This window comes from Rhizobium sp. NZLR10 (genome assembly GCF_019685125.1).
GTDB lineage: Bacteria > Pseudomonadota > Alphaproteobacteria > Rhizobiales > Rhizobiaceae > Rhizobium.
Genome location: NZ_JABDWE010000017.1, coordinates 158457 through 174555 on the forward strand (window position 1 = coordinate 158457; position 16099 = coordinate 174555).

11 protein-coding genes are annotated in these 16099 nt (G+C 56.4%); 9 read left to right on the plus strand and 2 right to left on the minus strand.

Going from position 1 to position 16099, the window contains the following annotated elements; all coding sequences use genetic code 11:
• Window positions 1–17: 17 nt before the first annotated feature.
• From HJB82_RS23760 to HJB82_RS23795, 8 genes are all read left to right on the plus strand, one after another.
• Window positions 18–851, plus strand: coding sequence for a hypothetical protein (locus HJB82_RS23760; protein WP_221141720.1), 834 nt, complete (start codon window positions 18–20; stop codon window positions 849–851).
• 17 nt (window positions 852–868) lie between these two features.
• A complete protein-coding gene (locus HJB82_RS23765) occupies window positions 869–1099 on the plus strand; it encodes a hypothetical protein (protein WP_221141722.1) in 231 nt (76 codons plus the stop codon).
• Window positions 1100–1159: 60 nt separating this feature from the next.
• Window positions 1160–3292, plus strand: coding sequence for a DDE-type integrase/transposase/recombinase (locus HJB82_RS23770; protein ID WP_221141724.1), 2133 nt, complete (start codon window positions 1160–1162; stop codon window positions 3290–3292).
• On the plus strand, window positions 3289–4236 hold the full coding sequence (locus tag HJB82_RS23775) for an ATP-binding protein (protein ID WP_221141726.1): 948 nt from the start codon (window positions 3289–3291) through the stop codon (window positions 4234–4236). The genes HJB82_RS23770 and HJB82_RS23775 overlap by 4 nt, the downstream gene beginning before the upstream one ends.
• A gap of 1 nt (window position 4237) precedes the next feature.
• Window positions 4238–6133: a TniQ family protein gene (locus HJB82_RS23780; RefSeq protein WP_221141728.1), complete on the plus strand. Its 1896-nt coding sequence runs from the start codon at window positions 4238–4240 to the stop codon at window positions 6131–6133.
• 369 nt (window positions 6134–6502) lie between these two features.
• Window positions 6503–7336, plus strand: a complete 834-nt coding sequence (locus HJB82_RS31740; protein ID WP_259673998.1) for a hypothetical protein — start codon at window positions 6503–6505, stop codon at window positions 7334–7336.
• Window positions 7337–7569: 233 nt separating this feature from the next.
• The gene (locus tag HJB82_RS23790; protein ID WP_221141730.1) at window positions 7570–8226 is read left to right on the plus strand and encodes a hypothetical protein; all 657 of its coding nucleotides are present in this window, start codon (window positions 7570–7572) and stop codon (window positions 8224–8226) included.
• A 1-nt stretch (window position 8227) separates the two neighbouring features.
• Window positions 8228–8764, plus strand: a complete 537-nt coding sequence (locus tag HJB82_RS23795; RefSeq protein WP_221141732.1) for a hypothetical protein — start codon at window positions 8228–8230, stop codon at window positions 8762–8764.
• A gap of 162 nt (window positions 8765–8926) precedes the next feature.
• Here HJB82_RS23795 and HJB82_RS23800 read toward each other — a convergent pair whose 3' ends face one another.
• A complete protein-coding gene (locus tag HJB82_RS23800) occupies window positions 8927–10117 on the minus strand; it encodes a helix-turn-helix domain-containing protein (protein ID WP_221141734.1) in 1191 nt (396 codons plus the stop codon).
• 294 nt (window positions 10118–10411) lie between these two features.
• A complete protein-coding gene (locus HJB82_RS23805; RefSeq protein WP_221141735.1) occupies window positions 10412–12691 on the minus strand; it encodes an ATP-binding protein in 2280 nt (759 codons plus the stop codon).
• Window positions 12692–13160: 469 nt separating this feature from the next.
• Between HJB82_RS23805 and leuS the strand changes: the two genes are divergently transcribed.
• Complete coding sequence (gene leuS, locus HJB82_RS23810; RefSeq protein WP_221141736.1) at window positions 13161–15686, plus strand: leucine--tRNA ligase; 2526 nt, start codon at window positions 13161–13163, stop codon at window positions 15684–15686.
• Window positions 15687–16099: the final 413 nt, after the last annotated feature.

Here is a 16099-nt window from a genome sequence, read left to right on the forward strand (position 1 = left end):
CCCAGAAGGAGAAGTGCATGTCAGTCATCGCATCGCAGAAACTCGCCCAACGCATCGCTCGCAAACGTGCAGGCCTCGCGTTTCTGGACACCCGGCGCCCTCGCGAGGAGCGCATCTCGGGGATGCAGGATCGGGAGCTTCGCAGAACTGTCCGCATCCCCCCGCCTCATCAGGTAGGCCCGCGCCGTTCGTACGAACCGACGCACGGACTGGCGACGCGCCTTCCCCCAGTGAAGAACGCGAGTACCGCACGCGGCTGGACGATCTACAAAAACGTCATCGTCTCCCACGAGAGCGAGCTCGAACAACGGGTGTCGCTACGTACCCAGGCGCGCAACGACATCGCGGCGCTTCACTCGCAATACCCCATCTTTCCGTACGAGGGGACCGAGGGAGACATGCACGACCATACCGCCGACTTCTACGTCGAGTACGAGGACGGCTCGAACGAAGCGCTAGTCGTCAAACATGAGAAGGAACGCGACGAGACCGAAGATCTCATCGAGCGCATCAAGGCTAACCCGGCTTCACGGATCGTCGACAGCATCAGGCTCGTCACCGAGACCTACGGCAACATCGAGGCTTTGGAAAACGCGAACATGGTGCTCTGGTCGCGCGAGTACCACCACCAGCCGGACGTCGACGAGCTTCTTGAAATCGTCCGCCATCAGCCTGGCTGGATCCGCTTCGGAACCCTGCTCATGCATACCCCTTACATCGCTCGCCGCCGCGCGGCGATCTGGCGTCTCATCGACGCCGGAGTGCTGTTTTCCTCGACGGGAGAACGGATCAACGAACTTTCCTGGCTGGGCCACGCACCGGCCGGCGGCGCCACCGGACTTCTTGGTTGAACGAAAGGACCACTACCATGTCTTACTTTTTGAACGCAGCACGACCACGCCACGTCCACGTGTTTCTGACTGAGAACGACCACGTCATTCTCGAAGGCAAGGCCTACATCCCGAACCGGCAGAACCTTGGCTACCTGCTCGTCCGTAGTGACAAGCCGGACTGCCAGCGCTTCGTCTCTGATGCGGGCCTTCACCTCATGCTGGAAAATGCGACCGCCAGAATCCAGTCAAACGCCGTCGCCTGCTGAGTTTCCTAGGCGTCGGCCCATTGGGCCGACGCCATCGACCTTTTTGTTCGGAGGATCAGTTTGGACTATTACCTTCAGCCCGCGCGAATCCCGAAATACCCCATCACCCGCCTGTCGCCGGAAGACCGTCTCTGGCTCCATAAGGAGCCCTACGCCTGTACACGCATCCGCCATGGCTTCGAACTCGTCCATGCGAGGCAGGCCAACCGTAAGCTGGAGATCTCGTTCAAGGAGCTTCATGAGCGCCTCGAGGCCGACGAAGCTCGTATCGAGCGTGGCGGAGCGATGGCGAAGGTCGAGTATCTGACCATCGTTCACGGCGGAAAGCAGCTCAAGGACTTTTCCAAGAGCGTGCAGGACGTCGCCCTCCTCCGAGTGGCGCTCTTCGAGATCTACGAAAAGCAATGTCTGCGCGACGGGAAGATCCCGCGAACAAGCGACACCTTCGGCGAGCACTGGATTGTACCGGCCTGGGCGAGGATCATTGGACGAGTGCGCTCAGATCAGCGCGCCCTGCTTGCCCCGAGTGCGTCGACATTCAATCGTCTTTATCCGGAATGGAAGGCCTACGACCGCAACATCCTGGCAATTCTGCCGCGCTATAAAGGCCCTGGCTCGAGAACCATCGAGCAATTCGCCGAAAGTTTGAGCTTCATGGTCGCGGAAGCTCGAAACTTCATGTCGGAAAACAAGCCCGACAAGTTCGAGGTGTACAGATGGTACCAGGCGGCGGTTTCGCTCGAAAACGAACACCGGGCCGCCGAGAACCGCGTTGAACTTCATCTGTTTAAGAAGACGAAGTTCTTCGAAGTGATTGACTCCTTACCCGCGTTCCTAGTCATGGCTGCACGCGACGGTGAGGATGCCGCTCGCAAGCACTTCGCACCCAACTTGCGAATCTATGGAACCCTCCTTCCTGGGGAGCGCATCGAGATCGACGAGTGGAAGACCGACCTGATGACCATCTGGGCGTCGGCCGGCATGCTCGAAGGTTGCACCGAGGAGCAGAAAAAGATCCTGAAAAAGATCAGGCTCTGGATCTGCGTCGCCGTTGACGTCGCCACCAGATACATTGTCGCGATTAAGGTCGCGAAGAACCCGAACGCGCAGGCGTGCCTCGACGCCTTGCGCATGATCATGTCCGACAAGACCAACATCTCCAAGACGGCCGGTGCGAAGACGGACTGGACCGGTCGCGTCTTCCCGAAAACAATCTACTGGGACCACGGATCGGCCTTCATCGACAAGGAGGTCGTTCTCGCAACGCAGGGCCTGGGCATCAATGCTACCCGTCCGGACACCGGGAAACCGAAGGGACGTCCGCACATCGAAGCTCTCTTCCATGTCATCGGACCGCTCTTCACCCACTTCTTCAGCGGTAGAACTTTTCGGAGCATCAACGAGAAAGGCGACTACGATCCCAAGCTCCACGCGTCTCTGGCATGCAGCGAGTTCGCCGAGATCATGATTGCCGGCGCTTGCGACTACTACCACAACCAGGCGCACGGCGCGCTGGGGGCCGCCAGCCCGCACAATGCCTGGTTGGACGCGGTCGAACAATTCGAGTGGTTCCGTCCTCCTCACCGGATGGACATTATTCGCGCTTTCGGTACGCGCGAGACCGCGCGAATTACTCGCTACGGCATCGTCAAGCTTGGGATTCCGTATTCGAACACCTGGCTGGTCGAGGAGCACATGGAGGTCGGCCAGAAAGACCTCAACATCGTCTGCGACTACGGTTACCTGAACAGCATCGTCGTTCAGGGAGCGGACGGCGGCTGGGTCGAAGTCGAGAACAAGATCGACCTGCCGGAGGACATGACCGAGGACGAGTGGCTCCAGTCGCGCAAGGAATACCTCGCAGAAAACCGCGAGGAGACCGAGAAAAGCTACCTGATCCAGCGCGACTTCATTCTGAAGAACCGCGCCAACGGCATCGCCGCCACTCTCCGCGCCGGTCTCGATCCCGTGACGCCGTCTCCGGCCAAGCTTGAGAAGATGCGCAACAAGCTCTTTCGCAACTTCGTGGCGGCGGCGCCCACGGGCACGCCGATGCACGACATGCCCGTACTTCCTCCTCCAGATCCTTTGCGCGGCGTCGTTGGCGCCCCTCGCCTGCCAAGGCCCGAGCCGGCGCCGATGCCGGTCCAGGCTTCCTATTTCGAACCGACCAACTGGGATGACGATCTATGACCAATCTCATTGCAGACAGTGCCAAGCTTCGCGCGCTCCGCGTTTCTGTGCGCAGTATGTACATCGAGAATGGGAGAGACGCGCAGCTAGACGAGCACCTCGCGGCAATGGTCCAAAATAAAAAGGACATTGAGGAAGGCGCCGGGTCACCCCGCCGGGGATTGTTTGTCATCGGCAAGGCCGGAACGGGCAAGTCGACTTCCATCCGTCGAGCGCTCGCGGCCAACCCGGACCTTCAGCCCGTTGCCAACGTGTATGGCGAAACAGCGCCGCAATACCTCAGCCTCAAGCTTCCGAAGAAAGCCGCGACGATCGACCTCGTCTCGCACGTTCTCAAGGCGATGGGCATGCCGCACGACGGGAAGGAGAAAGCCATGACCGATGAGATGAAGAACCAGTTCAAGCAGCGGGGCATCTGGCTTCTCCACCTTGACGAACTTCAGCATACCGTTCGTTCGCAAACCGCCAAGGCCTTCGAAGCGATCCAGGATCTCCTCAAAGAGATGCTGGACGATGAGGAATGGCCCCTGCACATGGTTCTTTCCGGTGTGCCGCGCATCAGGAAGATCCAGGTCGAGGACCAGATCGATCGCCGCTCGGAAGTCCTCAGTTTCTATCCTCTCAAGGCGCCCGCGAACAACGACCGCATCCGCGAGCTGATCGCAAAGATTTCGGTCGAGGGCTGCGGCATGAGCCTCGACCCTGATGTGCAAACGCCGGAGTTTTACGAGCGCCTTTGCATGTCGACGAACGGCGCCTGGGGCACCATGATCGAAAGAGTCCAGCAGGTCAGCTTCGGCACGCTCGAACGCGGACGAACACTTCTCAAGAAAAAGGACTTTGCCAGGGAGTACGAAATGACCAAGGGATGCACTCTCTCGGAAAACGTCTTCATGGCCCCGAATTTTCGCGACCTCGACTTGGGTGTCGGTTCGGAGGACTGAGATGACGCTTCCCGTCGTAATCAAAATGCATGAGGAAGAGACGCCCGTGAGCCGCGCGAACCGTCTGAGCTCCGCAAACGGCTTCGCTTCGTTCCGCCGGTTCCTCGAAATGACCTCCATCCGCCTGCCGGGTTTGTCGGCAGGCAACGAGGAGTGCATCGCCAAACTCGCGAAGTGGTCGGGCGTGGATCCCGTACTTCTGGCGAAATATGCGTCCAGGACGCTTTCGCGCCAGGGGACTTGGCGGATCGGCGAAGCCACGTTCGGCAAGGAAAGTCGCCGGGGCAGCCGGTTCCGATACTGCCCGCTATGCGTCGTGGAGGACGTCGATGCCGACAACGGCCGCCAGGTATCCCGGCCATATGTCCGGCCTGCATGGATGTGCCGTGCGGTTTTGACCTGCTCGGATCATCGCCGTCCAATCGTCGAATTCCCCTTTGCCGGGCGACAGGAAAACGACTTCTGTCAGTTCGTCGCTTCGAACCTGGATCGTATCCGTGCCCAGGCGTCCGAACCCTGTGGCGACATTTCAACGGAGATGGACGACTACATCGCAACCCGTATCCGGGGTGTCTCTGCGGAACCTTACCTTGACCGTTTCGAAGCGTTCGTCGCGATCGATCTCTGTGATCATCTAGGAAGGTTTTTTAAAACCCACGCACTAGGTGGCCCATTCGTTCCTGATGAAATCCGTGGCGCCTCCCCTCGCGAGATCGGATTTCATCTAGCGCGCAAGGGCGAGCAGGCGATCCGCGACGCCGTCGCCTCCGTCGTCTTGAAGAAACGGCCAAACGGAACGGAGAAGTTCCTCTTTGGGACGTTGGGGCGATGGCTTCGTAGCAATGCAGCCAGGAAAGAGTTTACGGAGCTCGTCGAATTATTTCAGGACATTGCCGAGTGCAATCAGCCCTACGGTCCGGGAGAGGTGTGTTTCGTGCCTGTGCGTCGGAGACGTCTTCATTCCGTCATCACCGCGGAAGCGGAATACGGCCTTTACCACAAGCGCGTGATTGAACTCCTGAAGGAGGCTAATCTCATTGAGGATGCAACAATAGCGCGCGGCCGGATCTTCTTCGATGCCGAGAAAGCTCAACCCATTCTGCTGGCGGCTACCCTGACACTTACCAGCCAGGAGGCGCGTGCCGAACTGGGCGTTACGGAATTTGTATTGGTTCAATTGCTCAATTCCGGCCTCATTCCTCGTGTTGAAGGCCGAACGGATAGCCGTGTCTATTCACGGATTCGACGAGTTGACGTACGGGAGCTTCAGCAAAATGTTTTCCAACATGTGACAGTTCAGGAATCTGGCGACGATACGCTCAGCCTGGCCACGGTCTGCAGGGTGACCGTCCGGGACACAAGCGAAATCCTCAGGACAGTAATCAATGGTGGGTTGAGAAAGGTCACCATTGCACCGCATCAAGATCGTCGCATCGACAATCTTCGTTTCGATCGGCTCGAGACGTTCGAATATTTCTTGCAGCCTGCTCAGACCATCGGTGATGTGGAAGGTTCAAAGGTGCTCAAACAGCGAGACGCCGCCGAATATCTTAGCGTGAAAGCGACGACTGTGCCGTACCTGATGAAATTGGGATTGCTGGATACCATTGAAGTCGCAAACCCGGTCAATCGAAGAAAACAGTTGGTCGTCACCCGCGCCTCGCTGGACAATTTCAAGCGCGAATACGTCGCGGTTTTCGAAATCGCGCTACAATATGACACCCATACGAACGTGATTTTGGAGGCGTTTCGCGTGGCAGGCATCGAGCCAATCTACGACAAATGCGGCAGCAGTGTCAGCAGATTCTTCCGCCGACGAGATATCGACGACGTCTTCTTAACTCTTCCGAAGAGAAGAAAAAGAATTCGAAAGAGAGCAGCACCAAGGCCCGCGTAAGCGGGCTTTTTATTGCCTGCTGAAGTGATGCTATGGCTGGCGCTACGCTAGGTTCAATCCTAACACGGTGCAGAACCACATCTCAGAACACGCAAATTCCAGTAGCCTGCAAGTAACTGTTTTTTCTGCGTAATTTAACTTACGATCGAGTCGCAGGTGCAAACCTTCGCGGGCTTACCAACGGTTTTGGTAAATCCGCATAGGATCGCGCCTGAGAGGCTTGGTCTGGCAGTTTCTCCGCGAGAGGTACGCGCCTGAAGATATAAGCGCCAGTCGACAGTTGCGGGCCTTCTTCGAGCCAGAGCTGCTGCGCGTGACGATCTTGAATTCTGACCGGGCCACTGCAATCATTCGCCCGGAGGAGTTCCCATGAGATCATTGCTTGCGTGCCTGTTCGGCCTCATTGCGTCCAACGCTGCCGCCATCGACTATCCGACCACCGGGCTGCTATATAATCAGCAGGAGGACTCCTCGCTGACCTATACCTGCACCTTGCAGCAGACCCAGCGGCTGCGGTGCGAGTTCATCCAGACAGCGGTGCGGAAGAAGGCAAAGCCGGGAGACCTCGAAAGAAAGCTGGTCGACGCACGTGCTGGCTATCCGAATGTCCTGAGCCAGTTCAAGGATCCCAAACAGTGCGGCATGTTCACGGCTCTGTTCTCGGTCGGAAGCGGTGAGCTTGATATCGATGAGGTCCTGAAGCGTTATCCGGACATTGCCAAGGATCCCGCGGCTTTTAGGGACGGCATGGCACGGCTCCGCGAGGAGGCGAAGACCAGCCCGGTTATGCTGGATTCCATGAAGGCGGTCGTCACGATGTGCGACCATCCGAGCGAGGAAAACTATCTCGCCATGACCCGTGCCGACCACGCCAAGGATATGAAGACGTGCCAGGTTAGCTCGAACCCCTATGCGCAGGAGTTCGTCTGGGTGGCGGATTTCGGCAACAGCGGGGCTTGGGTGGCCTCTGCCCAGCCTGAGGGACCATGCGGTATCGTCCAGTTGTCGCGGTTCGAGATGGATAAGGAGTATCCGGGCCTTCTCTGGCGGTATGTCGCTCGGAAGGCGGCCACCAACCCGACCGGAACGCTGATGCCGGGCTTTTCTTGTTCTGCCGTCGATCAGGGGGAATACGTCTATGACTGGAAGAAGAAGCGGTCGGATCACATGCAGTGCGAGTTCGTCGAGTTCAGCCCGATCTGAATGTCGCAGGCTAAGTGCAATGTCCTGCAATGCACGTCTGCGCCCTATCAGACCTCAAGCGTGCTTCCAGCGCGATCGCCTGGTTTTGACTGCAAAAATCTTGCTATTGGATGCCATCCCGACACCGAGTTGGGCATGCAGTCGCTGAGGTTGTAAAGGCCCTGATGCCCTCTACTCATTTTAGGGATTTTCGAATATATTCCAATTGGTTTTGGGTGTTGGGGGAATTCCAAATGAAGAGTCGATCAACGTGCCTTGCTATTGCGCTAGGTGCTCTCCTCGGAACGAGCGCGGGTGCACAAGACACCAAGAATGCCATGTTATTCGACTATCCGACCGCAGCCATTTCTCGGCTTGAGAAAGCGGACGCGCCAGAGGTGGCTAAAGCTGCAGGGGTGATTTCCCTAGAGTGGAACTTTATCAAGGATAGTTTCCGCAATCTCGGATCTCCGACCGAAAATTTCCGACTAACAATGAACCACAATGAAGAACTGTTACAGACAGCCGCAGACGATCCAAATGACAAATTATCTGTGGAGCTTGTTAAATATGTTGAAGAAGATTTAGTTTTAAAATCTAACTATATTAGGGAAAGGTCCGTCGAAGCAACGATCTCGGCTGCCATATATAGCGAGGTTGCTGTGGACGTTAGGACTATGAAAAACGGCGGCGAAATCGACGGCTATTTTATCGGCTTCAGTCCAAGGCATATGGCGGGAAGTGACCCGTTGATCAAGTTCAACAATCCGACTAACCCTAGTAAGGGGTCGCTGCCGCCCGGTAGATACGAGATGACGGCAATGCTAAATAACCAGGTTGTCCAGCGCCAAGAAGTAAGCATTGGAATACTGGGGCAGCAAGGCATACCCATAATTTGCTTGGTTCCCTAAAATGAATTTCAGGGACCGCATAGGTGAGTTCGACGCTACATGGGCCGCCGTTACGGCGGCTGCAACTGTTATTATTGCCCTGATTGCCAACATGGCTGCACCTCCCCCCACCCTTTGGCGCGAAGCCGCTCAGGTACCCGATGTATTAGAATTTATAGTAATTATTATCCTTTCGGCGAGCATTTCAGGTAGAAAATCCAAAGGCTGGAAGAATTTTAAGTGGTTTCTGCCACTCATACCAACCATCGTTTGCATCGTTGCTTACTATGTCTTGACCACTCAGTTCAGTTGCCCGTTTACCGACAACCGGATGGCTATTGGATGGACCTACATAGCCACTGCTGCGGAGTATATTTCGCAAAATCCCGGACAGGATTGCAGCCTTCTCATTGCAGATTACATCGGAAATACGAATATGATATGGCCTGCATACCAAATCATAATCACGTGGCTTGTCATTTACTTTGCATATGTTCTGGCTGTCGCGTTTTCGGCCATGACAGTAGTGCGTGCAATTCAGCACGTCTCGACAAAATGACTAGCGAACACCTTCTGAACGTCTCAACACGATATAGATGAGAGACATACTGCTTTTCTCCTGAGCCACCTTGTCCCACCGATATGACACTCAGAGATGGAAGTTTCGGAGCCAGCTTGCGCACTAACCGAACATCGCAAGGGGTTGGAGAAGTAAGAATCTTTAAGGGGCTCCACCCTCGCCCCGCCATCTGCCCGCTGGATCATAGGCGTCGCATCGCTCCCGACCGAACGCGTTCCAGAGCATATCGAACGCTGGAAGCATGAGGGCCGGAATGTCCGGGTCCGCTTCATTCACTAGGATTTCCGGCACAGCCAGGATTTCTCTTCCTGCTGCTCTCGTCTCTGAATACCCACCACCCGGCACGTCGTATCGGTTCATGGTCTTTCGGGCATTACAGATCGACAGATAGATGGAAATTGGAAGCCCCGCTTCGTAGGACGCGAGAACAGCTACGTACTGCCGAACGGTCTCGATCACCAGCCGGGTGAATGGGGCACCTATGAGGAACGAATTACCTTCCGGATCCGTCCCCAGCTCAGCCACTCCTTCGATTGCGCCGTTGCGGAAAAACTGCGCATAGGCGCTGCGCTGTGTCGGATCGGACTGAGTGTAGTTAACGAAGCCGTCGAAAGTGACGGCGGGTTTCCTAGTCAGGCGAACCTCGTCAGGCGGGATCGGCAAGTGAGTGCCCTTCTCGAGAATTCTCCAGATATCTGCCAGACGACCATCCGTGAACGCTGGAATCGCGACGACATGGATAGCAAGCTTGGCCGAAGTTTTCATTGGAACGGGAGTTTCACCAGCCGAGATTTTCACCAGTCGATCCGAATGAAACGTCCGTATACGTTCCCCAACCTGAGGACCATTGTTGAAGAGCTGTCGAAGCTGCTCGACGTTCGGCTCGTACTTGGTGGTTCCCGCACGCGCCCAGAAACTGTTACGGCCTCGATCGACAACGCGATGCGGAGGCATGTAGCTTCGGCCAACTCGGATAATTATGACCGGTCCCGCATTCGTGTGGATCGAGCGAATCTTCAGATTGGCCAACCGTGGCTCAATTCCACTAGAAGCAACCTGTTCGAGGCGAAGTAACTCACCATCGACATTGCCGTGAAAGCCTACAATCTCGTGTGCCGCCCCATCCTTCTCCTTCAAACCGATGACTATGTCTCCGCCCAGGGTATTCGCGAGGGAGGAAATATCCTTTAGATATTCGGAATTTCCGTCATTACCAGGATCGTAACTATCGCGCTTGTAGTCCAGCGTCAGAGATTCGGTCACTTGCATGACGACCAAACGCTCGAGATCGGCCGCCGTGATCTTGTCCAGCGGTATATCCTGAATTGACATTATCTGCACCTCTTGATCGGTTGAGACTGCTCAACGATAGAGCCCACCACGATCCAGCGTATATAACAGATGCTGAATATTGGCTTCCTAACCTTAAGAATCGGCATCACTGTAAGTTCGGCAGAACTTGGCGGAAGAAACCAGAGAGGCTCTTCTCTCACCGCATCCGTTATAATTACAACGACGTCCGAAGCAGGCTCTGGATGGCGGCGAGGCCTTCAAGCGGCGCTGAGGCCTGGCCCATGGGTTCTTTCAATCGAATCCGTATTCACGGCTTGACCAAAATCCGAATAATCATGTCTTCAGCGACGAAAACATCGAATCGATGTCCGCATTTGAAAACGGTCTATCAGTAGCTTGACGTGTGTCAGGGGCACCTGCGCCCAAGCGCGCACGCTGCAGTTCCTGATATCGTCCCCTTTCGTCCCGAAGGCGATGGAGTGCGCTGATCCGATCCTCGAGCTCATCTTTTTTCCAGTAGCCGATCGATTTAGGTACTAAACTTTCAATTTTCTCAATCTCATCAAGCCAGTCCTCGATCACCTGTTCTGGATCGTCATGGTCGGCGATGGAACTCAGACTGATGGCATCGATCGCCTCCTCGGCTGCCTCCTCGTAGTTTCTGTAAAACTGGTCCGACATCTGCAGTCTGGCCGAGGCGAGCCCCGACGCGAGATCAGCGAGATCCTGAAGATCCATCACTTCCTCTCTGTCGGACGACACGAACCTGTATATCTCCATGCGCAGGTATCTCCCAAAAGCCCTGGCGTAAGGCAAATGGTGGTAGATCCCGCCGTCAAGCTCATCGATAAGAAGGGGAAGTCTTCCCTCGCTTATCCAGAACAGGCTTTTGACGCTCTCCCTTCTCAACCGTTCGCAATAACTCAAGTCGCCGGCTGCCATGATGAGTTCGCCGACAGCCCTAGCAAGGTCGTGCAGGAAAAGGTGGCCCGTCACCTCTCCGCCGATGATTGCGTCCAGCAAAGCCCTGGCCGCCACCGCTCGCGTCTCACCGGAAGCTTCCGTGTCGATTTTTTTCCATAGTGTTACCGCACCGCTGATGGTCGATACACACGGAGCGAGCGTTGACAGAACTGTTGGGTCCGCGGTTTCCCGGGACAGGTAGTCCTGGACGGATGGATTAATGAAGTTCGCGCGGCTTTCGTTGATTAGCACGAACGAAGATTTCACTTCCCGAAGTGTGTCTTCGAAGACTGAGGTGCGAAGATCTTCCTTCGGAAGGACTCCGAATTTGACGATCGCTCGTTCAAAGAACGCCCGAAGAATGTCGAGTTTTACACCGGGTGCTGCGAACCGCTCCTGCTCTGCGAAATACATGCAGAACAACAAGACTTGGGCCTTCTTGCTGATATGATGCCTGAAAGGCTTTTCCCAGATCTTATCCGGGCTCCTCAGCGTTTGCAGGAAAACCTGTGGGTACTCCGCCGACGGCACGTCGCGCTGTCTCAACTCGTCGGTCATCCAGTGGATGATGCGGGGCATGTAGTTGGGATGATCCACTATCTCGCGAACGATCGAACCATGCAGAAGCGCCTGGATCGCAGCTTCGTCGATTTCCGAATGGTAGAGGTGATTGTACAGGATTCGCGCTTTCAGTTCCCTCGTATAGTTGGAGAGGTCCAGCACCATCTCGGAGATTTCAACCTTCGTGTCGTCGATCGACTCGGAAAGCACGCGAGCTGCCTGCAATATGTAGGAACGTGTCGTGAGGATGAACCGCTTCGCCTTATCCCGGTGAACCATTGACATGAAGCGAAGGATCCGATTTTCGTCGCGCGCCAAGGATGCCGGATCAAGCCGTATTTTCCCGAGGAAATCGTCAAAGACGAACACCTGCTGACTCTCGCGCCGGAACGCCCGAAAACCATCGTCAATCGAGGTGATCGAAACAAGCTCCCAGCCTTCATCGCTGTATTCGGCGGCGAGCACTTGCGCTAGCGTCGTCTTGCCAACGCCCGGCGGCCCGGAAACAATCAAGCAGTGCCTTGCCTTTAGAATCTCGGCGGATTTGCCAAGACTGGGATTGGCAACGTAGACCTTCAGTATCCGCTCGATTTCGTCGTAGGTCGCCTCGGTGAACACGGCGATGTCGCTCGTCAGCAGTCTGTCGAGAACGGCCGCGCTCGACAGCCAAAGTTTAATGTTCTTCCTCTCTACCTTTGGATAGTCGGCCAGATAGCCATTTAGCTCGGTGCGGCCCCAGATATTCGACGCAGTCACCGACTGATGGTCCAGGATCGAGACAAGGATGTCTTTTCGGCCCGGTGTCAGTGGTTGGGACGTGAGAAAAAAGTATGTCTTGGGATTCAGCTTCAGAAGGTTCTTCTTCTCGACCCTGGCAGCCTTCTGAAGATCCGTCCACGAGCTATTCTTATAGTGCTTGGCCTGAAGAATGATGTCGCCATCCGCACGACTATGCCGTCCATCGATACCGCCATCGGCGCCCTCGGAGAACCGCTCGAACCTGAGACCTGTTACCGCTGCGACCAAGTCGAGACACAGACTTTCGAACTCAATGGGAGACAAATTTGCAAAATCGTATCGATCGGACATCTGCGTGCGAATCCATGAGAAGCAACGATCTCACTGATAGCGTGATGTAAGTCCATTGATCTAGATCACAATCGTCCAAGGCTTCTACAATGCGCCCACATAGCTGGGGCTCGGGGGTAGCACCAATATGAGAGTCGGACGACATCTGGAATGTCGTGCGCATATAGGAATGGCTCGGGAAGAAGACATGAGGTCCTGAGGAACGATCTCGGCATAGTCATCCATCGGCACATTTGTCAAACCAACCGCGCCGCCGGCGTCTGGACAGAAAAGCGGTTCCGTGGCATCAAAAAAGACATGAACACAGCGCGCACCCATTCCAAGCTCCTACTCGCCATCATTCCGATGGTGGGTTAGTACACGCTCGCGTTTCTAAGATGCAGCAACCCGCCGAAGAGGCGGGTTTTTTGTTGCCATTCCTCTTCGGTCAAAAATCGGATTCGTTCGAGAAGACAGAAGGGAATTCGCAATGCCATATGACCCCAAGACGATCGAGCCGCGATGGCAGCGATACTGGGAGAAAAACCAGACGTTCAGGACCGAGGACGACCAAAGCCGTCCGAAGTATTATGTCCTTGATATGTTTCCCTATCCGTCCGGCGACGGCCTGCATGTAGGTCATCCGGAAGGTTATACCGCGACCGACGTCGTGGCTCGGTACAAGCGTATGATGGGCTTCAATGTCCTGCATCCCATGGGGTGGGATGCCTACGGGCTGCCCGCCGAGCGATACGCGGTGCGGACGGGCGTCCATCCAGCGATCACCACGCGGAGCAACATCGCGAATTTCGGGAAGCAGATCCGGCGTCTCGGCTTTTCCTACGATTGGAGTCGGGAGATTTCGACCACCGATCCCGAGTTCGTTCGATGGACGCAATGGATCTTCCTGCAAATGTATAAGGCCGGCTTGGCCTACCAGGCAGAAGTTGCCGTCAACTGGTGCCCGGCACAAGGTACGGTGCTGGCCAACGAGGAAGTGAAGGATGGTCGCTACGTGGAAACCGGAGACCCGGTGGAACGTCGCACGATGCGTCAATGGATGCTGAAAATTACCGCCTATGCCGACCGCCTGCTCGCGGATCTGGACGAGCTGGACTGGCCGGAAGGCGTCAAGGCGATGCAGCGCAACTGGATTGGCAGATCAGAAGGCGCTGAAGTGACTTTCGCCGTCGAGGACAGAGAGTGTTCCGTGACAGTCTACACCACGCGTCCGGAAACGATCTTCGGCGCTACATTCATCGTCCTGTCCCCCGACCACCCTGCTATCGATGCCATCGCCACCCTCGGCCAGCGCGGAGAGGTCGACGCCTACCGCACCCGCGCAGCGGCAATGAGCGCAGTAGAGAAGTCGCAAGCCCAATGGAAAAGCGGAGTATTCACCGGAGCCTATGCGATCAACCCGGCGAATGGTTCGCGGATTCCGGTATGGGTCGCTGACTACGTCCTGATGACCTACGGCACCGGCGCAATCATGGCCGTTCCAGCCCATGACGACCGCGACGGCAATTTCGCGCAGGAGTTCGGGCTGCCGATCGTCGAAGTCGTGTCGGCATCTGGCTCCCCCTCCGGCGATGTGCCGCCCGCTGCGCGGCCAGGCGAAGGCTCGATGGTCAACTCCGGGTTCATGGATGGAATGGAGACGAAAACGGCGAGAACGGCAGCGGTCTCATGGATGACCGAGCAAGGCTTTGGTGTGGAGCGTATCGAGTACAAACTGCGCGACTGGCTGTTTTCGCGGCAGAGGTACTGGGGGGAACCCTTTCCCATCCTCCATGCCGCCGACGGCAGCGTCGTGCCGCTGCCAGAGGACGCCCTGCCACTGCTGCCTCCCGAACTGGACGAATATAGGCCGACGCCCGACGGGGAGCCGCCGCTGGCACGGGCGGGTGATTGGGTTCGGACGGTTGATCCGACGTCCGGCATGGACGCTCTGCGGGAAACCAACACGATGCCGCAATGGGCGGGATCGTGCTGGTATTACCTGCGTTTTGCCGATCCTCGGAACATGACCGCGCCGATCGATCCCGAGAAGGAGAAATACTGGCTGCCGGTCGATCTGTACGTGGGAGGAGCCGAGCATGCGGTGCTGCATCTGCTCTACGCGCGCTTCTGGCACAAGGTCCTGTTCGACATCGGCGTCGTGACCTCCAAAGAGCCGTTCCGCAAGCTGTTCAATCAGGGAATGATCCTGGCCTTCAGCTACAAGGATGCGGCTGGGAGGTACTATCGACCCGAAGACGCGGCCGAGCGCGACGGTCGCTGGTATGTCGGAGAAATCGAGGTCGAGCGGCAGGTCGAGAAGATGTCGAAGTCGAGGCTCAATGTCGTCAATCCTGACGAGGTGGTCGAACGATACGGCGCCGACGCCATGCGTCTGTACGAACTCTTCATGGGACCGTTGGACGTTGCCAAGCCGTGGCAAATGTCCGGCGTGGCCGGGGTCAGCCGCTTCCTCCATCGCGTATGGCGGATCGCAATGGGAGAGGATGGGATGTTGTCGAGCAAAATTATGGATGCGGAGCCGTCTCCAGAGATCGCACGAGTTCTTCATAAAACGATCAAGGCTATCGGCAACGACATCGAGGCCATGCGTTTCAACACAGCGATCTCTAAACTGATGGAGCTGTCAAACGCATTGACGGGCCTGGACATCAAGCCACGGTCAGCAGTCGAATCCTTCGTTCTGCTGCTGGCACCCTTCGCGCCTCACATTGCCGAGGAACTCTGGCGAATGCTGGGGCATCCGGAAAGTCTGTCGCATGAACCCTGGCCGACATACGACCCCATTCTCGCCGACGATGATATCCGCGAGTTTATCGTTCAGGTGAACGGCAAGCTCCGGGGAAGAATTCAGGCCGCTCCGACGATCAGCGATAGCGAACTCGTGGCGCTGGCTGCGAGGGAACCTGACGTTGAGGCGAAGCTGATGGGGAAGACAGTGCTGAAGGAAATTGTCGTCCCCGGGCGACTCGTGAATTTCGTGATTGCCGACTAGCGAATAAACGATCAGGAGCCGCGGCCATTCGTGTCGGCTGCGGCTACATCGCAATTGGCCCTTGTGGTCAAGGTCAGTACGATCTGCGAGGTAACGTCTGCCATGGGCGGATTTGTCGTCGATGTCCTTCAGCTTGGGCAGCCGGCACTACCGGTCGAATGCTCCGATGCTTGCTTATTAGACATTCGTGAAATACGCGGCAAAGTGATGTATAGTGGCTAGGGAGAATTCATGTCGGGGAACTAAGACATGGAGCGCAGATTATCTGCAATTCTGGCCGCCGACGTGTCAAAGCTGGTTAGAGCCGCGACGGTTCCAGCCAATTAGAAACGCGACACTTGTTCCTCGGATCAGCCCCCGATCCGACCGGCTGGGCCGGGTTGCTAGGGAGGAGCGGGGGCGGATGAGATGCC